Here is a 22,873-nt window from a genome sequence, read left to right as displayed (position 1 = left end):
GCCGTACAGGAATTGCGTATCAAGCACCGCTGGGATGCAATACAGCAGGCAAACGACGAGATGGAGGAGGCAAAACTCTGCGATGAACCATACAGCCCATACCGATACGCTAATGGAGATACAAGAAAAGAGCTTCTCGCCAGGTCAAGATATCTGCTCTTCAAGTCCGCTGACAAATGGACCGAGCGTCAGAAACTGCGAGCTAAAATTCTTTTTGAACAATATCCGGACATCCAAAAGGCATACGGATTGTGCCATTCTCTGCGCATGATCTTTGCAAAGAACACCATCAAGGATGCAGCCAGACTTTCCATGGCACGGTGGTACAATAAAGTTGAAGAGGCAGGCTTTCATTCATTCAATGTCATTGCTGCCACATTCTACGAGCATTATGATGAGATATTGAACTTCTATAACAACAGGGCTTCGAATGCCATGGCAGAATCGTTCAATGCCAAAATTAAACTTTTCCGAGCTAATCTAAGAGGAGTGGCAGACAAGAAGTTCTTCCTATTCAGAATTGCAAATCTATACGCATATCCCCACTGATTTTCTACTGAGCCCCAATTGGTGGTGGCGCCGGGACAACTGATTCAGTTCCCGAGGTACTTGGGGAAGAGGAAGATAACCAGCCTTAAGTGGCAAGAGGGCAACTCTTAAATACTTTATTCGTAATAACCTTTTTTTAATGAATTAATTTTATAAGCGATTTATACAAATGAAAACAAAATTATTTATCTCATTTGCGGCTTTCGCAGCCGCATCAGTGCTGATGAGTAGCTGTTCCAACGAAGAGAGCACGGCTACTACCAATGATCAGCTTACTGCCTTTACCGGTGGTATTGTTACCGAGGTTCCCATGGAGCGTGTACAGATTGGTACTCCCGGTATTACCACTCGTACTTCCATGGATCGTGACAAAATCGGTGGTGAAGGTGTCTTCCTTTGGGAGCCTAACGACGTGATCTATGTAGTGGACGATAAAGACAAGTTATGTAAGAGCCAGAATGAAATCACCAAGTCAGCCCCCCGCACAACATTCTTGGTAGATGGTTCTTACACCACCAATGGTCAATACGATGTGTACTATTATGGTACTAACACCGGTGCCGGTGCAAAGAAAGTAGTCATCGCCGACAATCAGACCCAATCCGAATTTAACAACACCAAGCATTTTGGTGCCGTTGGCGATTGCGGTGTGGCCAAGGCAACGAAGACTACCGCTGCAGGCAAGAGCGGTTATCGTTTCGATTTGCAGCACAAGGCATCCTATCTTTGCTTCCTTCCCTATATACCATCTCAGCAGGATCGCGCAAACCTTAGGATCAAACGCATAGAGATCACCTCAAACGCCAACAATATTTCCGGTACTTATGATCTTGACCAAACCGGTCTTTCCGGTACGGGTAATTCAAAGACAATTACGCTAAATGTCGGTACTGATGGAAATGGTCTTGCGCTTGCCGATCAAACTACAGCAACGAAAAGTATAAAGAACTCGCTTTACGTCGTTATAGCCCCCGGCACCCGTAAGTTGAGCGTTAAATATACTGTCTTTAGCGTTAAGGAAAATAAGGAATTAACACTGACCAAATACTACCAATCCCATGACTTTGCTGTCAATCGGATTTGTGATATTCCGGTAAGTCTTGGTTCTGCCGATCTTAACGGTGGTCATGAGAACACCGATGGTTCCGATGGATTAGCAGAGGACTATGTTGCTTTTACTTACAGCGGTCACAATTATTGCATGTGGGATGCTCGTGAGAACTATTGGTCCGGTCACGAGTGGGACGCTACTACTGATCCTTGGCAGCCAACAATTGATGGTGCAACAAGCTCAAATTATCCTAAGTCTAAGGCAGCCGATGCTTCTCGTTGGTATCATGAAGGTAGTGGTTCTTTCGAGGCTTCCAATGCTCTCTTCAAGCAGCTTCCCAATGCCAACGAACTTGGTTGGTACGTATTGAAGGGTGATGCCCATTGGGATAATAGCACCAAGTGGAAGGTTTTCGGAAAGGTTTATACTGGTGGTATATGGTTGAAGAAGCTCAGCGTCATCGCTAAAGAAAACAATAAAGAGCTTGCCGACTTAAAGCAGGCAGATCCCAATGGAAAAAATTTGCTTCAAAATAATTTCGACGTCTACAGCATTTCTCCTGCGAACGGCAAGCCTGCTGATAATGTGATTGGAAATTACTTCTTCCTCCCTGCGTTGGGCTATTACGACCATGGTAAGCTTTACGGCCTTGGTTCCGGCGGTGGCTATTGGTCGTTCAGTGTTTATTCCACCGATAGTCATAGCGCGTACAGCCTGAACTTCAGCAGTGGTGGCGTGTACCTGCTCAGAAGCTACCGCAGCTACGGGTTCGTGGCGCAGCCGTTTCAGTAGTCTTCCCCGATAGTTTTATTTTGAGCGGACTCTTTAAAAGGTCCGCTCATAAATACCGCCTTTGGCGGTCGATTTTTATTTTTGAAAATTACACTTTTGGTAAAGTTATAAGAAAATGTTGCTTTCTTCTGTCTTGTCATTAGAAACGTCTGATGCAGTGTGTATTTATCTTCATCATGAAGGTATATTTTGGAAAGCTTATGAGCGCAGTGCTTATTTGTTTCTTCAAAAGTCCAAAATGGATTATAAGGTAAAGTGTCGTAAAGTGAAGTCGTTGGGTACAACCGTCTTCTCTCTTTGATGCTACGGAGCAAAGTAACAAAAAAGAGAAAAAACTATTCCTCGTAAGCGCAAACCTTACTCTATTGTGGATATGCCGGTCTGACTTGGGAAGAACACATAGATTATGCCTTGGCACAAGACTTGTTACGAAAGATAATAACTAAATAACCCTACTTTAAACTGTATCTTCAGAGGAAGAAAAGATAAATGGAACGGTTTGCCACGCAATAAAAGTTTGTTTTATAGTGCTGAGGGTTGCGGACTACCTATTGGTAATCTAACCTCCCAACTCTTTAGCAATGTCTATCTATCCTCGTTTGACAACTTAATGAAACGTAAAGAAGGCTTGAAGTATTACGGTAGGTATGTAGATGATATGATCATTGTGCATCGTATTCGTAAGTATTTATCGGAACTGAAGGATAGAATGGCATATATCCTTTCTACTGATTATGGCTTATATATGCATCCTAAGAAGTGGGTATTACAGCCAGCGACCTATGGCATAGACTTTCTCGGAATGCGTCTGTATGGTAATGTCTTGCTGCCCGGGGAACGGCTTAAGCGTAGTTTTTATCGAACGCTTTCGGCATATTATAATTTATCGAAAGGCATTTGTTCTTATGGTGAGGTTTGTTTTTATCGCTCTTGTCTTAACTCTTACCTTGGACAATTGGCTCATTGCAGTGGCTTTGGTTTACGAAAAAAGGCCGGTTATATGCTTTATAATATGTCAGTTCCTTGTTTATTGATAGATAAATCCCTCTCCAAGGTAGATATATTTCCTATGAATGTGTTGGTCTTGGAATTACCAATATTAAAGCATTAATAAGCTTTGTGGTATTCGTTTTTGAAAGCATATAGGTGTCTTTGTTTTTTATATGATTATAAAGTGATACCCAAAGTTTAAGAAAGCTGATGGGTGTTTGTCGTCGAACAAGGAGACTTGCGCTTTCTGCGCTTCGTGGGTATCGTCACCCAAAAGCAGTTTTCCAGCATTTTTAGCTTCAAAATATTTGCAAAAATCATCTATGACACAGAATAATTCAGTAATTTTGTAATCGGTAGTCGTTGTAAGTATATTTGTAACTGTTTGATTGTTAGCTGTAAAGGTACAAAATATTTATGAAGCTATCTTGCTTTTTTATTTACTTTTTCGTGTTTTCTTATCCCGAACTGAGGTATATTCTCTTTGTTTAGCCGGGTTGTTGAAAATGCGAAAAATCTTCCCCGCGATATGGGAAAAGTTCGATAATGTCCTAAATTTTCTTCATTCATCTCTTTAAAGCTTAGCTTTTGCTCCGTAAAAGATAAGCTTTTGCAATGCAAAAGGTCATGAATTGAAGTGCAAAAGCTAAGCTTTTAAATCGCAATTAATATCATCCTGATTATCAATGGATTATGAGGAACGTCCCGGGTGTATTTTTTGTAATATAATTTCATGATTCCGGGCAGGTCGAATGTTCGCTGTCAAGCGTCTGCTTACCACCACCTGAATACAAATTGGAGGTACACGCCATATATGATTAGAGAGAAAGCACATCAAGTCTTATGATTTATGCGATGTTTCGTGCGTTTTTTGAAAAAAACATTTAGGACACTATTGACCACACAGAGCAAATGGTTGTGGAAAAACAAGTTTCTGCTACGGCTTTACATATTTTTTATGATTGCGAATGTAAATACCTCGTGGCAGTTCTGCCACAGATGTCCCGGCATAACGACCGTCAAGATGATAAATGCGATTGTCGGATGTCTTCAATTCACGCGGAGACTCTTCGATGCCGGCAGCCGCCTTTCTCATCACTTCTTTCAAACCCTCATAGACATCTATTTGCCCATAACCGTAGAGGTTGTTCGGATAGACAAGCGACGAATCATAGTGCGTACAAGTCTTGCTGAAAACGTCAAGACAGTCTTCGGGCGTCAGCCGGGGATAGGCCTGCAGCCAAAGGGCTATGGCACCGGCGACAATGGGCGAAGACATGGACGTGCCTCCATTGGAGTTCCAAGCATAGGTAGTGCCGTTGTAGTCGAAATGACGCACATCGCTCGAAAGCGGTTTTCCCACGTTATCAGGATTATTGATGAAGAAACTGCTATAAGACGATATGATATTCTGTCCCGGAGCCATTACGTCGGGTTTCGTCCTGCCATCGAGGGTGGGACCAACGCCGGAAAAAGAAGTGCGCACCCCACCGGTGCCCTGATTGTAGTCTTTCCACTCGCCGAGATAATTCAGGAAACCGCGCCGATAAGCGGTCGCTCCCACCGATATTACGCAAGGCGCACTTGAAGGCGAATGAATGCTATACGTGTTGTCGCCATCCTTGAGAGAGGGGTCAAGCGGATTGGGCAGGAGGTAACCTCCAATCCGGTACAAGTCGATGGCAGACTCATTGCCCACAAGTTCCAAAGAAACGGGAACGTCGTGTCCGAGTCGAGGCAGACACGAAAGGGAAATATCATATACCGTTTCGGAAGAATTGAAGTCGGACGGATAACCCACAACGCGCCACAGATAAGTTTTCCCATCAATAATCACCGTATCGGCAAACAAAGAATCGGGAGCCGCGAGAATGGTCTCGGTTGAGATGTCCGCAATTTGAGGATATTGCCTGTCGGCATACACTTTTATCCGGAAAGTGAAAGGTTTGTCGCTCTTCACTGTAAAATAAGCCTTGTCGAGATTGCCCAATACGAAAGAACCCGCTTTGGCTTTTCCAACCGGCTTTCGAATGTGGTTAATCCAGTCTGCGTCATTGCCTGCGGACGCCACAAGGATATGCCCCGGTCCGGTGAGCAACCGGAGATATTCGTAATAAAGACGGTCATCTCCTCGTAAATCTTGGTGGCTGCCCTCACTGAAATTAATAACACAGGGCTTTCCTTGCCTATCTGCATAATCGAAAATATACTTAAAACCAAGAGCATCGGTGGCATAAGTGTATTTGTAATAGTCGGCAGAGTCGATCAGTGCGACATTGTCGCCTGCGGCATTCGCCACCATGACAAGGTCGGCATCGTAAGCAATGCCACGATAAGGGCTCACACGTCCGTTGCCTTCCGCTCCACTGCCTGCGGCAATGCCTGCCGTATGTGTGCCATGAGTCTGGGTAAATCCATCGAGCGGATGCCCGATGGCAAGCAATGCTTCCTCGCCTTGATAATCGCGTCCAACGGGAAGTTCCGACCCTATGGTGTCCTTCGAGAGTTGATCCCACATCGCTTTGATGCGATAACGGCTCATATCGGCTGAATAGAAATTAGGATGCGTAAGGTCGAAACCTATATCCTGCACACCCACAATGACTCCTTTTCCGGTGTAGCCCTGTGGAAGTTCTTTCCCGACATACACCGGCAGGGCATTAACGAAAGTTGCGGTGGTATCCATTTGCGCGCAAGCCCTGTTTCCCGCCTCTATACGTAGCACGTCGGGATGAAGCGAAAGAGAAGTAAGCCGGTTCAACGGAATGGAAACGATGTAGATGTCGCCCAGCTGCGAAAGTTTCCGACAACCGTTCGCCCTAAGAATTTTCGCCGCATCGCCCTTAATCCGTACAAAGGCGGTAAGGATTGACCTTCGAATGGGAGGAGAGGATGGAGAGCGCAACTGTCGCTGATGCAGAACATTCTCCATGGCAGCCTGCCTTACCAAGCCCGACATCTTAAGATAATCCGGACGTTGCGCGAAGACAATCAGCGCGAGGTGAAAGAGAAATAGAAAGATACTGAATTTTTTCATCGCATTCATCATGATGACATCATATTGGGAAGAAGACTCGGTCCACATAGCCCTAAATGTTAGTTGCAAAGATAGGAAAAATCTTTCTGGAAAAGTAAAAAAGCGAAATTCATTTTGACCTTGTAATGTTTTTTAATTAACTTTGCATCCATACTCATATAAATCATATAAAGTGAATTATGGAAGAAAAGAACCACAAACTGATAGTCATAAATTACGAATTATATAGTGTGGAGAATGGCAAAGAAGTCTTCGTAGAGAAAACCGAAGAACAGCAACCCTTGAGCTTCTATACGGACTGCGACATGACCATCCCTGAGTTTGAAAAGGCTGTGGCAAACCTACCGACAGATACCGACTTTGAATTTAAGCTTACTAAGGAACAAGCATACGGAGAACATGAAGCGGAGAAAGTTCTGAGTTTAGACAAGGCTCTCTTCGTGTCGGATGGCATATTTAATGAAAAGAATATATACGTGGGAGCCATGATTCCGCTGCAAAACGAAGACGGCGACAGGTTTATCGGTTGCGTGCAGGAAGTGTCGGAAACAAAGGTGAAAGTAGATCTCAATCATCCGTTGGCAGGCAAAGAACTAAAATTCAGAGGACATGTAATGATGAACAGACCGGCAAGTGAAGAAGAGGTGAACGACTTCGTTGAACGCTTGCAATCGCATCACTGCGGAGGTGGTTGTCAGGGAGGATGTTGTGGCGAAAGCAAAGAAGGAACCTGCGGATGCGGCAACAATGAAGGAAAGAATTGCTGCGGATGCCAATCATAAGTCAGAAATAAAATGCACAATACGTTCGGAACACTTTTCACACTAACAACCTTTGGAGAAAGCCACGGAGTGGCAATAGGTGGCATCATAGACGGAATGCCGCCAGGTATAGACATTGACACGGACTTCATACAAAGCGAGCTAAACAGAAGACGACCCGGACAAAGCAAGATTACCACTGCCAGAAAGGAAAAAGACAAGGTGGAATTGCTCAGTGGTATTTTTCAAGGGAAATCAACGGGTGCACCCATCGGATTTATTGTGCAAAACAAAAATCAACGTTCGAAAGATTACGAGAAGATACGCAACTTGTTCCGCCCCTCACATGCTGACTACACGTATTATAAAAAATATGGCATCAGAGATTACAGAGGGGGCGGACGAAGCTCGGCACGCATCACGCTGGCCCGCGTGGTAGCCGGAGCTTTGGCAAAGTTGGTATTGAAAAAGTATGGAATCATAATCAGAGCTTATACCTCACAAGTAGGTACGATATGCTTGGATAGGGATTATAAAAAATATGACCTTAAGAAGATTGAGGAAAACGAAGTGAGATGTCCGGACCCATTGAAAGCTCAGGAAATGAAAGCTTTGATTGAACAAATGAAGAAAGAGGGCGACACGATTGGCGGTGTCATAACATGCGTCATACAAGGCTGCCCTGTAGGGCTCGGAGAACCTGAATTTGGAAAACTACACGCACAGTTAGGAGCTGCAATGCTTACCATCAATGCCGTGAAAGGATTTGAATACGGAGAAGGATTTGCCGGCACGGCATGGCGAGGAAGTGAGCAAAACGATCACTTCATAGCATCGCCCAAAGAAGATGGAACCGGCGAAAAGACCATCTCCACACATACCAATCACAGTGGGGGTATTCAAGGAGGATTGAGCAACGGTGAGGATATATACTTCCGAGTGGCTTTCAAACCGGTAGCAACACTATTGATGGAACAAAAAACAGTGGATATTGACGGTAAGGAAGCTAAACTTGAAGTTCGCGGAAGACACGATCCATGCGTATTGCCACGTGCAGTTCCAATCGTAGAATCCATGGCGGCAATGACCATTTTGGATGCGTTGCTAATGTTTAATTCTGAAAAAATGTAGTTTTTTTATACTTTCAAAGAAAAAAACATCAAAAAAAGACACGATTAGGATAATTTATAGTACCTTTGCAAAACATTTCAAGACTGTTTGTGATAAATCGTTCGGAAATGTTTAGTTAAGTCTAGTTTAGTTTTTGTGTTGGTTGAGAGCGATCTGATATGATCGCTCTCAAATTTTATAAAAGGAGATCAGCCCAAGCAGCCTATCACTTCGGTTATGGAACGACAGCCATGCTCATCCAGCCATTTGTTGATTCCATCGCGAACTTTTATAGTTACCTGCGGATCCACAAAGTTTGCCGTACCTATCTGGATAGCGGTGGCACCTGCCATCATAAACTCCAAAGCATCTTCAGCCGTAGAAATCCCCCCAAGACCTATAACAGGTATCTTCACGGCTTTGGCAACATCATAAACCATCCTCAAGGCAACAGGTTTAACGGCGGGACCGCTCAGACCACCCGTACGAATACTTAATCGCGGACGACGATGTTCGATGTCAATCGACATTCCCATGAGGGTGTTGATAAGCGAAACGGAGTCAGCTCCCTCATCTTCACATGCACGGGCTATACTGGCTATATCCGTAACATTAGGAGAAAGCTTCACTATCAGCGTCTTATTGTAGCGACGACGAACGGCTTTCACAATAGACGATGCTCCTGAGCAAGACACACCGAAAGCCATTCCACCTTCTTTTACATTGGGACACGAAATATTGAGCTCTATGGCTGGAATGGCATCCAACTCAGTGATACGAGCTGCTGCCTCGGCATAGGTCTCCGGAGAACTTCCACTAACATTCACGATGATATTGGTGTTTATTTTACAAACCTCAGGATAAATATGGTGGATGAAATAATCTACGCCTTTATTCTGCAACCCCACGCAATTCAACATCCCATGAGGGGTTTCCACCATACGAGGATAATCGTTACCCTCTCGGGGATTGAGCGTTGTTCCTTTGACGATAATACCGCCAATCTCATCCAATGGCACGAAATCGGCAAACTCCAAACCATAGCCGAAAGTACCACTCGCGGTCATTACCGGATTCTTTAACTTTAAATCATTTATCTTTACAGTCAGGTCAGCCATTGTTTATCATTTTATTTTACACATATTTCTATACAAACTGAACAATTGAACTCATACCGGAAGAACATTACCACAAGAGCTTATCGATGTTAAAGACTGGTCCGGAGGTACAAGCGCACAGATTTCCTTCAGTGGTTTTTTCCACACAGCATAAACATGCCCCAAGTCCGCAAGCCATCAGATTCTCTAAAGAAACTTCACATGAAATACCGGCGGTTCGAGCATATTTGGCTACGGCAACCATCATAGGCTTGGGGCCACAAGTGGAAATTCGGGTATAATGTTCTGCCTGTAAAATGGGATGATTTGTTACGTAGCCTTTCACACCCATAGAGCCGTCCTCCGTGGTAACAAAAACCTTTCCGTATTTCTCAAATTCATTCAGTTCAAGTAAATCATTCCGGCTACGAGCACCCAAAAGGAATATGGGTGTGGCACCAAAATCCTTGATTAGTTTACCAAAATAGAGAAGGGGAGCAATACCGACTCCGCCACCTATCAACAAAAACTTATCATCTCGTTGCTGCGGCATAGTGAAATTGTTGCCAAGAGGAAAAATACAATTTAGATAATCTCCCGGGCGTACCGTGCCAATCTTTCGAGTTCCATCACCAACCATGGCAACCAATAACCACAATTCATTGGTCGCACTATCATAAAAATTTACGGAAATAGGGCGACGAAGGTATGTGGAGTAGGAGCCATCAACTCGAATTTGGACAAACTGTCCGGGTAACATTTCGGGTAAAGGTTTATCATCTGTGAGTTTTATCAAAACATTCTTTGCGTTTAATTGCTCAACTGATTTTACTTGAAGATCCAAAATATACTTTTTCATGAATTAATGAATTTGGAATTTGCTTACAAAGGTACATAAAATATCAGACGAACATCAATAGTGTCCTAAATATTCTTCATTCGTTTATCCAAAGCTTAGCTTTCGCGTTTCAAAAGCTTAGCTTTTGCAATGCAAAAGGTCATGAATCGGAGTGCAAAAGCTAAGCTTTTAAATCACAATTCATATTATTCTGATTATCAATGGATTATGAAGCACATCCTAGGTGCGGTTTTTGTAATATAATTTCGTAGTTATGTTCGGTTCGAATGTTCGCTATCAAGAGCCTGTTTACCATTATCTGAATACGATTTGAAGTCATGAGGAGGTATGTGTTATTCAACATTGAAACAAAACACATCAAGTCTCATGATTTGATGAAGCTTTGCGTGGGGTACAAAATTATTTAGGACACTATTGGACGAACATAAAAAAATAATCCCATAAAAGGGAAAGTAGCGTGATAAGCATAAAAATAAAGATGAAATAACAAAATATTTATTAACATATATGCGAGTTTATTTTAACTTTTATTATTTTAAGTATATAGAGATTTCGCACCGCTAAAAATGAAAATACAGACGATAAAAGCAACAACAAAATACTACAAATAACAATTTCGCTATTTGGAAAATAGAAATTCGCACCAATGAAAATAAATCATAAAGAAAGGAGAAACAAGGGGAACACTAAATATACAAAAACATTTTTCCTATTTTTTAGGTACAAAGGTTTCCCAAGTTTGGTCATCAAAAAAAATTCTAATCTCGGTAATATTTCTTTCTTTTTTGTTAATTATTTTCGTACTCACAATAGGGTGATTTTGAATAGGTGTCTGCAATGTAGGAGATGGTACAGTGTTAGCTTCTTGAAACGGTAGGGTGGGAACGGTATCATTACTGAAGAGATCGTTACTAACTTGTGGCGAAGCTGCAGCCACACTGCCTGAGGCTAACTCCGATACATCGTTAAACATATTCCCGGTACCATATAATAACCAATCAAGACTGATGGTAGAAAATTTACTCCGGATGGCTTCAACGGTGTTTAATGTTGGTTTGGTCCTCCCTGTAAAAATACTGCTCAATGATGCCGATGAGATGCCGATGAAGTCGGCAAAGGTTTGCTGGGTCATGTGCTGACTCTCCATTAACTGTTTAATTCTATCTTTCATTATTGTATTATAGCTGTTAGACGAGTAAAAACTCGTTTTTATTTAGTTTTACAAAGGTAAATGTTTTTTTTTACCCCAACAAGTAAACTAAACATAAATATAGGTTTTAAAATTCATCTTTACATATTTACGTATGTTGAATGTCTCATTCAAGAGTAGATGCTTAACATTTACATTTACATACATAAATAATAGATATAAAAAGGATGGTTAATCAAAAGATTAGCTATAAAGTATATATGATTGGGTATAAAGAGTCTATTACATAGACCAATCCCCCCAGGAATACTATAATACTTGTAAAATGGATGAATTTTTCCTCTTTTTGTCGCACTTACGTCATTAAATAATTATAAACCACTGATTATCATATATATATATGCACTAACCGCCTTCTGCATATATATTCATTCGCCTATAGAGATATGAAACTTTATATTTGTGAAAGTAAATATAGGTGAGGCGTTTTTAATTTGCGATTGTGTACTTTACGTTGTAAATATGAATTTGTGATTTATTTATTGATATTCATGTTTAAACGTTATACAAATATAAAAGATAATAAATGTTAATGCTAAATTTATCAATTGAATGAAGCCCTTAAATCTCTAAAACTTTAGTAATTAGAATGAATGTAAAGGATGCGCCAAAATAAGCGATTGTCAGGATGATAAAAACAGTATAACAGCCCTATTCTTAGTCATTTAGCCTTAAAATTTAACATTTCAAAATCTGTCAAACCAGTTCAAAATAAGTAAAATCTTGCAAGTTTAGGGCTATTTTTCTACTATAAAACGCGAAAAATCGTAGATTTTCTTAATGCAAAATGAAAAAAATGAGCTCTTTCATCAAATCTCCAGTGCTAATATTAGGATTTCCGATGCCTTTACTCTTTGCATCTATCTCACGAAACTTAGAAATAATTTCCATTGTTTTGCGTGGTGTATAATTTCTTAGTCCGATAATATAGTCTTTTGCCGACCAAGCTGAACGCAATTTCAATGCATTTGCAATATTGTTCTCTGATTTAATTTGTGGTAAATAATGTACTATCATCAGATTTTGGAAGAAAGAAAATAACAATGGAAGAAAAGAAAACAAAGAGCCTGCTTTAGGATTTTTGTCAAAATAGTTCATAATCTGATTAGCTTTAAAAACATCTTTCCTTATCAAGGCATTCCTCAACTCAAAGCTATTGAATTCTTTACTCACGCCAACTTCTCGTTCCACTCTTTCAGGTGTTATTCGTTTATCAATTTCCGGTAAGGATATGATAACCTTATCAAGTTCAGACGTCAACCGATTCAAATCTGCTCCCACAGAATCAGCTATCATTCCACAGGATTTAGCATCAATAGAGATATTTTTATTATTAACATATTTTTGTATAAAATCTGCTAATTGATAATCGCGTAGTTTTTTACTTTCAAAAACCACTCCGACACCCTGCGCCAATGAAATAATTTTTTTTCGAACGTTAATTGTTCCATTCTTATGACACCAAACCAAAATTGTGGAATCAACAGGCTTTCTGAGGTATTTTTCTAAAGCATCCAAGGAACGAACATTTTGCGCCTCCTTTACGATGATGACTTGATATTTTGCCATCATCGGAAAACGACGTGCCATATCGGTTACTTGGGCAGCATTTATATCAGCCCCGAAACAAACAGTTAAGTTAAAATCTTTCTCGGATTCATTCAAGACATTCTCTGCAATATAGGTAGAAATGCGATCGATATAATAAGATTCATCACCCATGAGAATATAAATAGGTGAGAACTTCCGAGCTTTCAGATCGTTCATGATTGTCTGAAATGTCATTCCTTGTTTGGCAGGCATGGACTTTTTTATTAACTTTGCAAATACGATAAATATCCTTTTCACTTGTAGGTTTTTACAAATTCTCAAGTGGGTTTTTATCTCATGCAAAGATAATGGAATTAAGGTAGATATCAAAATTTTCATTTGATTTTAAATTGGGTAAACCACCAAACACTATATTTTATAAAAAAGATTTTTATGGATACACTAAACCTTCCACCTTATCAAATAAAGACACGAGTCAGCCAAGGACATACGCAGATTTTTGATGTTCTCCGCAGACGATATGTTGCATTAACCCCTGAAGAATGGGTAAGGCAGCATTTTATCCATTATCTTATCGAACACAAAAATTATCCCTCTGCCTTACTTGCCAACGAAGTTACTTTGCGAATTGGTGGAAAAAACATTAGGGCAGATAGTATTTTGTACAATCAATTTCTCCAACCTAAAATGATAATAGAATATAAAGCTCCTCATATCCCCATCACACAGAAGACATTTCATCAGATTGCTACCTACAACCTAAAACTACATGTTGATTTCCTTATCGTCTCCAACGGAATAGAAACCTACATCTGCAAAATGGACTATGAACAGCTTTCCTATCAGTTTTTAGAATCCGTTCCGGATTATCAAAATATTTAACAAAAGAATCCTATGTGGTGATGTTAGAATTAGTAAACATTGATATCTTATATTATATAAACGTAAATTGAGAGTTGAAGAATAGAAAGATTCTTATCGTTTTGGGGGAGAATGATAAAAACCATCATTTTTAGGTATTGTGGTACGTTTGGAAAGTAATTACCTTTGCAACCGTAAAATAAACAAAATCTAATTAAAGCGATAGTGAAGATGAAAAAGACAATTATTGTTTATGGTTCTTCCACCGGTATGTGCGAGAACATTGCCAACAAAATCGGCGAGAAGTTGGGAGCGGAGGTGATCAACGTCAGCGATTTTACTGCCGAAACAGTAGCCGATCATGATAATCTCATTCTCGGTACTTCCACATGGGGAGCCGGGGAGTTGCAGGACGATTGGTATGACGGTATAGAAGTGTTAAAAACCGCCGAGCTTGCGGGCAAGACCGTGGCGATTTTCGGTTGTGGAGATAGTGAATCCTATTCAGACACGTTTTGTAGTGGCATGAAAGAAATTTATGATGCGGCAGCCGGCGCGTCCATCCTGCCGGGAGTATCGACAGCCGGCTATACTTTCGATGATAGCGATGCCGTGATTGATGGTCAGTTCGTTGGACTTGCCTTGGACGATGTGAATGAGGACGACAAGACCGATGAACGTATCGATGCTTGGTTGGAAGTGATACGCCCATTGCTGTAAATATAAAAATTACTAACACGGAGATCCACAGGAATGAGTATGCGAGAGATGGCTGCTGACATGAAGGTGCTGATGAATCATATCTACGAGTTTAAGAAAGGTATTCGGCAAATGGTTCTTTACACGTTCAACAAGAAGTATGAGCCTTTTGTAACGGAACGTCTTCAACATCAAAACATCCCTTATATCATTCGTCCTGTAGGAAACGATCGATTAAACTTGTTCTTTGGGCGTAAAGCCTGTCTGGATGCAATCCGGTTGTTCGTCACCAAACCCTTAAATCAACTCTCTCCGGAGGAAGATTTTATATTGGGTGCTATGTTAGGCTATGACATCGGTGTGCAGTGCGAACGTTATTGCGAACGCAAATGCCATTTATGCAAGAAGTCGCAAGCATAGTAAGGTGAACATAAGATACTTTGTAAAACATGATGGCGATCATGTGAATTTATTAAATGAATCTTGTTCGAGAAACAAAATTATTTCATAATGTTTTTGTATGGGAATGAGGGTTGTCGGGAGATAACCCTTTTCTTTTTGTTCTTCCATCTTTTCGTTCCAACAACATATAAAGACATTCGCTATTTTGAGCAAAAGATAAATAAAGGTGAATTGGTGTGAGTTTGTCGGAAAACTTTATTACTTTTGCAATCATATCGAAAAACTGATAATTATCATGATACACCAATCGGATTTCCTTATCATCGGTGGAGGTGTGGCAGGTATGACTTACGCCTTGAAGGTTGCCAACAGTGGCAAGGGAAAAGTGGTTATCGTCTGTAAAACCACATTGGACGAGACCAACACCTCTAAGGCTCAAGGAGGAATAGCCTCCGTTACGAACCTGAAAGTAGATAACTTTGAAAAACATATAGAAGACACCATGGTAGCCGGTGATTACATCTCGGATATCAAAGCCGTTGAGCACGTTGTGCGCAATGCGCCCGCTGCCATTAAGGACTTGGTGGAATGGGGGGTGCAGCTTGATAAGCGCACTGATGGCAATTACGACCTTCATCGGGAAGGCGGACACAGCGAGTTCCGAATACTTCATCATGCCGACGACACGGGATTTGAAATACAACGCGGATTGATGGAGGCGGTTCGTAAGAATAAAAACATCACCGTGTTGGAAAATCATTATGCCGTGGAAATCATTACCCAGCATCATTTGGGCATTGAGGTAACGCGCCGAACGCCCGACATTGAATGTTATGGTGCATATATCTTGAATCCCGCCACGCAGAAAATCGATACTTTCTTGAGTCGCGTAACGCTGATGGCAACGGGAGGCACGGGCGCGGTGTATGCCACAACCTCTAATCCCAACATAGCCACCGGAGACGGCATAGCCATGGTCTATCGCGCCAAAGGAACGGTGGAGGGAATGGAGTTCGTACAGTTTCATCCCACCGTACTCTATAATCCGGTAGAGACACGTCCGGCATTCCTCATCACCGAGGCGATGCGAGGCTATGGTGGTGTGCTGCGACTGCCTAACGGTGAGGAGTTCATGCAGAAATATGATAAACGGCTCTCGTTGGCACCACGCGATATTGTGGCACGTGCCATTGACCGCGAAATGAAAATTCATGGGTTGGATCACGTTTGTTTGGACGTAACCCATAAAGATGCCGAAGAAACCAAACACCATTTTCCGCATATCTACGCCAAGTGCTTGAGCATTGGCATCGACATGACCAAAGATTATATCCCCGTTTGCCCGAGTGCGCATTATATGTGCGGAGGCATTAAGGTGGATTTGCACGGAGAAAGCTCCATCCATCGACTCTATGCGGTTGGAGAATGCTCTTGCACGGGTTTGCATGGCGGAAATCGATTGGCAAGTAATTCGCTGATAGAAGCAGTGGTCTATGCCAAGTCGGCGGCGGAATATTCTCTGCGGCATATCGATGAATACAACTTCAATACGTCCGTTCCGGAGTGGGACGATAATGGCACGATGACCAATGAGGAGCGTGTTCTCATTACGCAGAGTGTGAGAGAGGTAGGAGAGATTATGAGCAATTACGTGGGAATAGTGCGCAGTAACCTGCGACTTAAGCGGGCATGGGACAGGTTAGACCTTTTGTATGAGGAAACCGAACGACTCTTTAAGCAGGTGAAGGCCACCAAGGATATCTGTGAGCTGAGGAATATGATTAACGTAGGCTACCTGATTACCCGACAGGCAATAGAACGAAAGGAAAGTCGCGGTCTGCATTATAACATTGATTATCCTTTTCACGCGGAACAAATAACTGACGTAGAAAAATCATCCATAGGAAACATATCCATCAAAAACAAGAAATGAAATATGATAGAAAAGAAATGGCTTGACAAGGGTTTTGTTGATGAACCCATACCGGAAAATATTGACATAAAAGCTGAAATCCGCCGGATGTGTAAAGAGAAAAATGCCGTAATCATGGCTCATTATTACACGGAAGGAGAGGTGCAGGACTTAGCTGACTTTGTTGGCGACAGTTTGGCTTTGGCGCAAAAGGCTGCAACAACCGATGCGGACATCATCGTGATGTGCGGAGTGCACTTCATGGGTGAAACCAATAAAATATTGTGTCCTGATAAGACAGTGCTCGTTCCCGACCTGAATGCTTCATGTTCATTGGCAGAAAGTTGTCCGGCTAAAGAGTTTGAACATTTCGTAAAGGAACATCCGAACCACACCGTTATCAGTTACGTGAATACAACTGCCGCCATTAAGGCACTGACCGATGTGGTTGTAACCAGCGGAAACGCGCGTGAGATTGTGGAGTCGTTCCCCAAGGACACTCCGATTATCTTTGGTCCCGACAAGAACCTTGGCGGTTATATCAACAGTCTGACGGGACGTGATATGCTGTTATGGAACGGCGCATGTCATGTGCACGAGAAATTCTCGGTGGAAAAAATCGCGAAGCTGAAGAGCGAGCATCCCCATGCCAAGATATTGGTTCATCCGGAATGCAAAGGTCCTTTGGCAAAGATGGCAGACAAGGTGGGAAGTACGGCGGCTCTTCTGAAATTCAGTATCAACGATCCGGCGACAGAGTTTATCGTGGCAACCGAGAGCGGCATACTGCACGAGATGCAGAAGTCGGCTCCTCACAAAACATTCATTCCTGCTCCACCTGACGACAGCACCTGTGCTTGTAATGAGTGTAACTTTATGAAACTCATTACATTGCATAAATTGTATAACTGCCTGAAATATGAATGGCCAACGATTGAGGTTGATTCGGAAATAGCAGAGAAAGCTATAAGACCCATCAATAAAATGCTTGAAATCTCTAAACAATTAGGACTGTAATCATGTTATCGATAGAAAAACTGAACGACAAACTCATCGACCTCGCTTTCAGTGAGGATATTGGCGATGGCGACCACACCACGTTGTGTTGTATTCCTGCCGATGCCGTGGGCGAAAGCAAACTGCTCATTAAGCAAGAAGGCATTTTTGCCGGAGTGGAAATAGCGAAAAAAGTATTTCACCGGTTTGATCCCACCCTGAAAGTAACAACTCATATTGAGGACGGCGCGTGCGTAAAGCCGGGCGATATCGTCATGAGCGTGAAAGGACGCGAGCAAAGTCTGTTGCAAACCGAGCGACTGATGCTGAATATCTTGCAGCGCATGAGCGGAATAGCCACCATGACGCACAAGTACCAGCAGGCACTTATCGATGCCGGTACCAAAACCCGGGTGTTGGATACTCGAAAGACCACGCCCGGAATGCGCATGTTGGAAAAAGAAGCAGTGAAGATAGGAGGTGGCATGAACCATCGCATAGGGTTATTCGACATGATTCTTCTCAAGGACAATCATATCGACTTTTGTGGTGGTGTGCATAATGCCATATCACGCGCAAAACAATATTGTAAGGAGAAAGGGAAGGAACTAAAGATAGAATGCGAGGTGCGCAACTTCAAAGAACTGAACGAGGCTTTGAAGGAAGGATGCGACCGCATCATGTTCGACAACTTCTCGCCTGAGGACACTCGCAAGGCGGTGGAAATCGTTGCCGGACGTTGCGAAACGGAGTCGAGCGGTGGAATAACCTTCGAAACGATGATACCTTATGCGAAAGCAGGGGTGGACTTTATCTCCTTCGGTGCACTAACCCATAGCGTGAAAGGATTGGACATGAGCTTTAAGGCTGCCGGAAGCGATAAACTGCTGATAAAATAATGAATGTAAATCCTTCCCGGCTATATGGGAAAAGTTCAATAATGTCCTAATTATTCTTCATTCATTTATCCAAAGCTTAGCTTTCACTTTCCAAAAGCTTAGCTTTTGCAATGCAAAAGGTCATGAATTGGAGTGCAAAAGCTAAGCTTTTAAATCGCAATTGATAGAACCTTGATTATCAACAGATTACAAAGTATGTCCCCAATACGGTTTTTGTAATATAATTTCGTGGTATTGGTCGGGGCGAATGTTCGCTGTCAAACGTCTGTTTACCATCATTCAGGACACCATTGGGAAAAGATAAAGGATTTCTCACTGCCATATAACACCGAGAAATCCCAATGACCGATTTGGGTTTGTTAAATTTCGATAGTGCCTATTTGTATTCTCTATTTTACGTATGAAACAATCATCCGTATTGCAAAGAAAGAGGTTGGTGCAGGAAGCTACCAACCTCGAGAAAGAATTTGGAAATTGCCAAATTCATGAAAAACACGTAACAAATATACATTGTTATTATCATATCACCAAACTTTTCGTAAGATAAAAACTAATTTTAACATTTATCATGTACTTAATGGCGTAAAAACTATAGTAAGATGCAATTTTTCATGAATTATTTTTATAATCTTATTGTGTTTTTCAAACATTATGCTTATCTTTGTGATGATATATTACAAGAATTTATTTATTAATTAAAACAAGTTAGGTATGAATAAACTTTTACGTTACGCATTTCTCGCTGCTTTTGCAGTAGTTGGTTCATTTGCATTTGCACAGACAGGGGAAGTTACTTTTAACTTTGTTCCGGCTGATAACTACAAATTATTTGACTTAGCCGGACAATCTACGGGAACCAGTCATGATGGTGATATCATTGAAACAAAAAGTGCGACGATTGATGGTGTAACCATCACCGTTACTCCAAGTGGAGCAAAGACTGCCAATCGATTTTGGAAATCCTCGATAAGGCTTTATGGTGGCAGCTTGACGCTGAAGGCAGAAGGCAAAAAGATAGTAAATGCTCTCTATGCCATTAATTACTCTAATTGGAATAAGGGAAACACTTTTAGCCCGGAGGGCACGGTAACTGATAAGCAGAAGGGTACTTATAACTTTAAGAATTGGGAAGGAGAAGCGGAAGAAGTAACTCTCAATGTGGCTGCCAATACACAACTTCGTTCAATCGTTGTGACATACAAGGGCATTGATGACGGTATTGAAACTTTGACAGTTGGTGCAAACAACGACAATGCACCGATGTATAATCTTTCAGGGCAACGTGTTAATAAGGATTATAAAGGCGTTGTCATTAGGAACGGAAAGAAATTTGTAAACTCGTAAATCCCACCGGGACATGGTTTTTAACCAATCTGTAAGCAAAAAGCACCTTCTTTGGAGGTGCTTTTTCGTATCTGTATTTTTTGTGTGTCGAATACTATTTCTTTTGCTTGGATAATTGCTCACGCAACTCTGTGGCTTCTTGTTCAAGGCGTTCTACCTTGCTTTGCAATCGGTTCATTTCTTTTTCCTTCATCTCCAATTCCTCGCCTTGATTCCGAATGGTCGTGAGTAATCCGTTGAGTTCTTCATTATCCACTTCTTCCGGGTATAGGCTTTTTACTCGGTTGATGAAGTCGCCAAGAATATTCATATAATTCGTAAAAGCATCGAAAGGACTACTGTAAATACCTCTGTTGATACCCACCAAAGTTGGTTTTGTGGACATTGCCCTGAAGTTATTGCTTGCCTGTAGATAATCCCAATCCTGATTGATACGTGGGTCGTTTACAATCCTTACTCTGTCGGCAATGCTGTAGAGTTTGTTGAAAGCCTCGCGCTGCATGGGATTTCCCAACCACGTGCTTACATCGCGTTCCTCATCCATCCAGCTGAGCGTTTCCGGTACGTCTAATGCGCTGATGCTCTTCATCTTCATGCAGATTTCAGTTGGGGTGGAGAAACCTATGTTTTTCCTTTTTGCGCAGCCTGGAAGTGCTTTGATAAATTCAAGAATATTGCTGGAAAGTGGTTGTTCCATCCCCAATGCGGAGAGGTTCATGAATATACCTACTATCTGCTGATCATCGGGTAATGCTGCAATCCGGTCAATATAGGTATCGGCAAACAGTGGATACCCTTCCCATTCTGAGTTGTTGAATCGGAGCGAGATATCGTCGCTGAACGTTACATCGCGCAGCAATAGTTTGAGCTTTGGAGCCAGTGCGCAATGGTATAGGAAATGTGGACTTTTCCATCCAAGGACGTGCTTTGCGCCCTCTGTCAGCATGGCTTTGAACCCCATTTGCGATGCCAAAAGACCAATTTCATCGCTATAGATAAGCGAAGAATTGCGTAGTACTTTCGGCTTTTGGTTGAAATACTCCTGCATTTTCTTGCTTTGTCGCTCCACTTCCAATTTGAAACTTTCTTCATTTCCAAGAGCGGAAAGACCATGTGAATAAGGCTCTGCGAGGAATTCTACGCACCCGGTTTCTGCCATCTCTTGGAGTTTTTCGAGTACTTGTGGCGCATATTGTTCCAAGCTCTCTATGCCTACCCCTGACAAGGAAAAGGCCACCTTAAAAAACTTTCCATGTTCTTTAATCATTTCATGCAGAGTTTCAAGAGCGGGCATATAGCTTCGTTCCGCTATTTCTGAGATTCCTCGTTCATTTTCATAGTCATCATAATAATAATGATCAGTTCCGATATCAAAAAAACGATAGCGTCGAAGGTGAATGATTTGATGTATTTCGAAGTATAGACAAATTGTTTTCATTGCTCTTTATTTTAGTTTGACGAAATTTCGACTTTCAAATTATTGCCAGCCCAATGTCCGCAGATATAATTTCCTAATCCATGCGCCCACTTTCTCCCATGTGATTTGATCCACTTCCTCTTTTCCTTTCTCAGAGAGGTAGTTGAAGAGACTCTCGTTGTGGCAGATGGAATACATGGCATCTGCCATGGCGTGGACATCCCAATAATCCACCTTGATGCAGTTGTGAAGTATTTCGGCACAACCACTTTGTTTTGAGATGATCGTTGGCGTGCCACACTGCATGGCTTCGAGCGGAGAGATGCCGAAAGGTTCGCTCACCGATGGCATGACGTAAACATCAGAGGCTTTTAAACATTCATATACCTGATTGCCACGCATGAATCCGGGAAAATGTAAACGATCGGCAATGCCACGCTCGGCAGCAAGATAAATCATTTGGTCCATCATGTCGCCGGATCCGGCCATGCAGAAACGGACGTTGCCGGTGCGATGCAAAACCAAATTGGCAGCTTCAACGAAATATTCCGGACCTTTCTGCATGGTCAGTCTGCCAAGGAAGGTTATAACTTTTTCTCTCTCCTTGTGGGATGGACGTGGTATTTCTGCCACTTCTCTCCGTAGGGGATAGACGGCATTGTGCACTGTAAATACTTTCCTTGGATCTTGATGATATTGGTGGATGACAGTTTGACGTGTCAATTCCGATACACACATGATACAATCGGCATTGTCCATACCATCCTTCTCTATCCCATAGACGGTGGGGTTCACCTTGCCGCGTGAGCGATCGAAGTCGGTTGCGTGTACGTGGATACACAATGGCTTTCCGGATATTTTTTTTGCGTGGATTCCCGCGGGGTAAGTCAGCCAGTCGTGTGCGTGAATAATGTCGAAATCAAAGGCTCGTGCCACAACTCCCGAGATAATTGAGTAGTTGTTGATTTCCTCATGGAGATTAGTCGGATAGCCACCGGCAAATTCCAGTGCTCCGAGATCGTTGACATTCATGTAGTTGAAATCGTCATAGATGCTATCCCGCAGCTTATAATAGAGTTCGGGAGGCATGATGTTACCCACACGTTCTCGAACATAATCGTAGGGTAAGTCTCGATAGGCTATTGGTACACAATTCATCGCGACAATGTTGGCATAGTCTCGTTCTTCATCACCAAAGGGATGAGGCAGGCAGAGAATGGTCTCAATGTCACCTTGCGCATGAAGTCCTTGTGAAATTCCGAAGTTAGCGGTAGCAAGCCCTCCATATACATGTGGTGGATATTCCCAACCGAACATTAATACTTTCATGCAGATT

At 42.1% G+C, this 22,873-nt stretch carries 19 protein-coding genes; 12 read left to right on the top strand and 7 right to left on the bottom strand.

All coding sequences use genetic code 11. The annotated features are described in order from the left end of the window. The 3 genes from E0E16_RS05780 to E0E16_RS05770 form a co-directional block, all read left to right on the top strand. Nucleotides 1–549: ISAon1 family transposase (locus E0E16_RS05780; protein ID WP_130829755.1), on the top strand; the 549-nt coding region annotated here is incomplete at its 5' end. Nucleotides 550–718: 169 nt separating this feature from the next. After that, the gene (locus tag E0E16_RS05775; RefSeq protein WP_130829523.1) at nt 719–2,392 is read left to right on the top strand and encodes a hypothetical protein; all 1,674 of its coding nucleotides are present in this window, start codon (nt 719–721) and stop codon (nt 2,390–2,392) included. Nucleotides 2,393–2,891: 499 nt separating this feature from the next. Then, a complete protein-coding gene (locus E0E16_RS05770; protein ID WP_165444198.1) occupies nt 2,892–3,503 on the top strand; it encodes an RNA-directed DNA polymerase in 612 nt (203 codons plus the stop codon). An 816-nt stretch (nt 3,504–4,319) separates the two neighbouring features. Here E0E16_RS05770 and E0E16_RS05765 read toward each other — a convergent pair. Beyond that, complete coding sequence (locus tag E0E16_RS05765; protein ID WP_130829521.1) at nt 4,320–6,419, bottom strand: S8 family serine peptidase; 2,100 nt, start codon at nt 6,417–6,419, stop codon at nt 4,320–4,322. A gap of 179 nt (nt 6,420–6,598) precedes the next feature. On the opposite strand from E0E16_RS05765, the gene E0E16_RS05760 reads away from it, so the two are divergent. Both E0E16_RS05760 and aroC read left to right on the top strand, forming a co-directional pair. Next, nucleotides 6,599–7,201: an FKBP-type peptidyl-prolyl cis-trans isomerase gene (locus tag E0E16_RS05760; RefSeq protein ID WP_130829520.1), complete on the top strand. Its 603-nt coding sequence runs from the start codon at nt 6,599–6,601 to the stop codon at nt 7,199–7,201. 12 nt (nt 7,202–7,213) lie between these two features. Next, complete coding sequence (gene aroC, locus E0E16_RS05755; RefSeq protein WP_130829519.1) at nt 7,214–8,311, top strand: chorismate synthase; 1,098 nt, start codon at nt 7,214–7,216, stop codon at nt 8,309–8,311. Nucleotides 8,312–8,499: 188 nt separating this feature from the next. Here the strand turns inward: aroC and E0E16_RS05750 are convergent, their stop codons facing one another. The 4 genes from E0E16_RS05750 to holA form a co-directional block, all read right to left on the bottom strand. Continuing rightward, nucleotides 8,500–9,408, bottom strand: coding sequence for a dihydroorotate dehydrogenase (locus E0E16_RS05750; protein ID WP_130829518.1), 909 nt, complete (start codon nt 9,406–9,408; stop codon nt 8,500–8,502). Between the two features lie 67 nt (nt 9,409–9,475). Continuing rightward, nucleotides 9,476–10,246: a dihydroorotate dehydrogenase electron transfer subunit gene (locus E0E16_RS05745; protein WP_130829517.1), complete on the bottom strand. Its 771-nt coding sequence runs from the start codon at nt 10,244–10,246 to the stop codon at nt 9,476–9,478. Between the two features lie 709 nt (nt 10,247–10,955). Beyond that, the gene (locus E0E16_RS05740) at nt 10,956–11,417 is read right to left on the bottom strand and encodes a helix-turn-helix domain-containing protein (RefSeq protein WP_130829516.1); all 462 of its coding nucleotides are present in this window, start codon (nt 11,415–11,417) and stop codon (nt 10,956–10,958) included. Nucleotides 11,418–12,233: 816 nt separating this feature from the next. Then, nucleotides 12,234–13,259, bottom strand: coding sequence for a DNA polymerase III subunit delta (gene holA, locus E0E16_RS05735; RefSeq protein ID WP_130829754.1), 1,026 nt, complete (start codon nt 13,257–13,259; stop codon nt 12,234–12,236). A 180-nt stretch (nt 13,260–13,439) separates the two neighbouring features. On the opposite strand from holA, the gene E0E16_RS05730 reads away from it, so the two are divergent. From E0E16_RS05730 to E0E16_RS05700, 7 genes are all read left to right on the top strand, one after another. Then, the gene (locus tag E0E16_RS05730) at nt 13,440–13,889 is read left to right on the top strand and encodes a type I restriction enzyme HsdR N-terminal domain-containing protein (RefSeq protein ID WP_130829515.1); all 450 of its coding nucleotides are present in this window, start codon (nt 13,440–13,442) and stop codon (nt 13,887–13,889) included. A 210-nt stretch (nt 13,890–14,099) separates the two neighbouring features. Beyond that, on the top strand, nt 14,100–14,588 hold the full coding sequence (gene fldA, locus E0E16_RS05725; protein ID WP_130829514.1) for a flavodoxin FldA: 489 nt from the start codon (nt 14,100–14,102) through the stop codon (nt 14,586–14,588). Between the two features lie 39 nt (nt 14,589–14,627). Next, entirely contained in the window at nt 14,628–14,987 is a 360-nt protein-coding gene (locus E0E16_RS05720) for a DUF2023 family protein (RefSeq protein WP_181951330.1), read from the top strand. Between the two features lie 277 nt (nt 14,988–15,264). Further along, nucleotides 15,265–16,902, top strand: a complete 1,638-nt coding sequence (gene nadB / locus E0E16_RS05715) for an L-aspartate oxidase (RefSeq protein ID WP_130829513.1) — start codon at nt 15,265–15,267, stop codon at nt 16,900–16,902. 3 nt (nt 16,903–16,905) lie between these two features. Further along, on the top strand, nt 16,906–17,898 hold the full coding sequence (nadA, locus tag E0E16_RS05710) for a quinolinate synthase NadA (protein ID WP_130829512.1): 993 nt from the start codon (nt 16,906–16,908) through the stop codon (nt 17,896–17,898). A 2-nt stretch (nt 17,899–17,900) separates the two neighbouring features. Next, nucleotides 17,901–18,776 carry a carboxylating nicotinate-nucleotide diphosphorylase gene (nadC, locus tag E0E16_RS05705; protein WP_130829511.1) on the top strand — a complete coding sequence of 292 codons (876 nt, stop codon included), beginning with the start codon at nt 17,901–17,903 and terminating at the stop codon, nt 18,774–18,776. 711 nt (nt 18,777–19,487) lie between these two features. Continuing rightward, nucleotides 19,488–20,120, top strand: a complete 633-nt coding sequence (locus E0E16_RS05700) for a hypothetical protein (protein WP_130829510.1) — start codon at nt 19,488–19,490, stop codon at nt 20,118–20,120. Between the two features lie 94 nt (nt 20,121–20,214). Here E0E16_RS05700 and E0E16_RS05695 read toward each other — a convergent pair whose 3' ends face one another. Both E0E16_RS05695 and E0E16_RS05690 read right to left on the bottom strand, forming a co-directional pair. Further along, complete coding sequence (locus tag E0E16_RS05695) at nt 20,215–21,558, bottom strand: glycoside hydrolase family 57 protein (RefSeq protein ID WP_130829509.1); 1,344 nt, start codon at nt 21,556–21,558, stop codon at nt 20,215–20,217. Nucleotides 21,559–21,597: 39 nt separating this feature from the next. Next, the gene (locus E0E16_RS05690) at nt 21,598–22,866 is read right to left on the bottom strand and encodes a glycosyltransferase family 4 protein (RefSeq protein WP_130829508.1); all 1,269 of its coding nucleotides are present in this window, start codon (nt 22,864–22,866) and stop codon (nt 21,598–21,600) included. Between the last annotated feature and the right edge of the window lie 7 nt (nt 22,867–22,873).

Origin of the sequence: Prevotella rectalis (assembly GCF_900607215.1) — a bacterium.
GTDB classification, from domain to species: domain Bacteria; phylum Bacteroidota; class Bacteroidia; order Bacteroidales; family Bacteroidaceae; genus Prevotella; species Prevotella brunnea.
Note: the sequence above shows the minus strand (reverse complement) of the source record. Positions and strands in the feature narration are given on the sequence as shown.

Excerpts from the sequence above, each read along its gene's own strand:
- E0E16_RS05775 (WP_130829523.1), top strand. The coding sequence starts at position 719 with ATGAAAACAAAATTATTTATCTCATTTGCGGCTTTCGCAGCCGCATCA.
- E0E16_RS05765 (WP_130829521.1), bottom strand. The coding sequence starts at position 6,419 with ATGAAAAAATTCAGTATCTTTCTATTTCTCTTTCACCTCGCGCTGATT.
- E0E16_RS05760 (WP_130829520.1), top strand. The coding sequence starts at position 6,599 with ATGGAAGAAAAGAACCACAAACTGATAGTCATAAATTACGAATTATAT.
- aroC (WP_130829519.1), top strand. The coding sequence starts at position 7,214 with ATGCACAATACGTTCGGAACACTTTTCACACTAACAACCTTTGGAGAA.
- E0E16_RS05750 (WP_130829518.1), bottom strand. The coding sequence starts at position 9,408 with ATGGCTGACCTGACTGTAAAGATAAATGATTTAAAGTTAAAGAATCCG.
- E0E16_RS05745 (WP_130829517.1), bottom strand. The coding sequence starts at position 10,246 with ATGAAAAAGTATATTTTGGATCTTCAAGTAAAATCAGTTGAGCAATTA.
- E0E16_RS05740 (WP_130829516.1), bottom strand. The coding sequence starts at position 11,417 with ATGAAAGATAGAATTAAACAGTTAATGGAGAGTCAGCACATGACCCAG.
- holA (WP_130829754.1), bottom strand. The coding sequence starts at position 13,259 with ATGCCTGCCAAACAAGGAATGACATTTCAGACAATCATGAACGATCTG.
- E0E16_RS05730 (WP_130829515.1), top strand. The coding sequence starts at position 13,440 with ATGGATACACTAAACCTTCCACCTTATCAAATAAAGACACGAGTCAGC.
- fldA (WP_130829514.1), top strand. The coding sequence starts at position 14,100 with ATGAAAAAGACAATTATTGTTTATGGTTCTTCCACCGGTATGTGCGAG.
- E0E16_RS05720 (WP_181951330.1), top strand. The coding sequence starts at position 14,628 with ATGCGAGAGATGGCTGCTGACATGAAGGTGCTGATGAATCATATCTAC.
- nadB (WP_130829513.1), top strand. The coding sequence starts at position 15,265 with ATGATACACCAATCGGATTTCCTTATCATCGGTGGAGGTGTGGCAGGT.
- nadA (WP_130829512.1), top strand. The coding sequence starts at position 16,906 with ATGATAGAAAAGAAATGGCTTGACAAGGGTTTTGTTGATGAACCCATA.
- nadC (WP_130829511.1), top strand. The coding sequence starts at position 17,901 with ATGTTATCGATAGAAAAACTGAACGACAAACTCATCGACCTCGCTTTC.
- E0E16_RS05700 (WP_130829510.1), top strand. The coding sequence starts at position 19,488 with ATGAATAAACTTTTACGTTACGCATTTCTCGCTGCTTTTGCAGTAGTT.
- E0E16_RS05695 (WP_130829509.1), bottom strand. The coding sequence starts at position 21,558 with ATGAAAACAATTTGTCTATACTTCGAAATACATCAAATCATTCACCTT.
- E0E16_RS05690 (WP_130829508.1), bottom strand. The coding sequence starts at position 22,866 with ATGAAAGTATTAATGTTCGGTTGGGAATATCCACCACATGTATATGGA.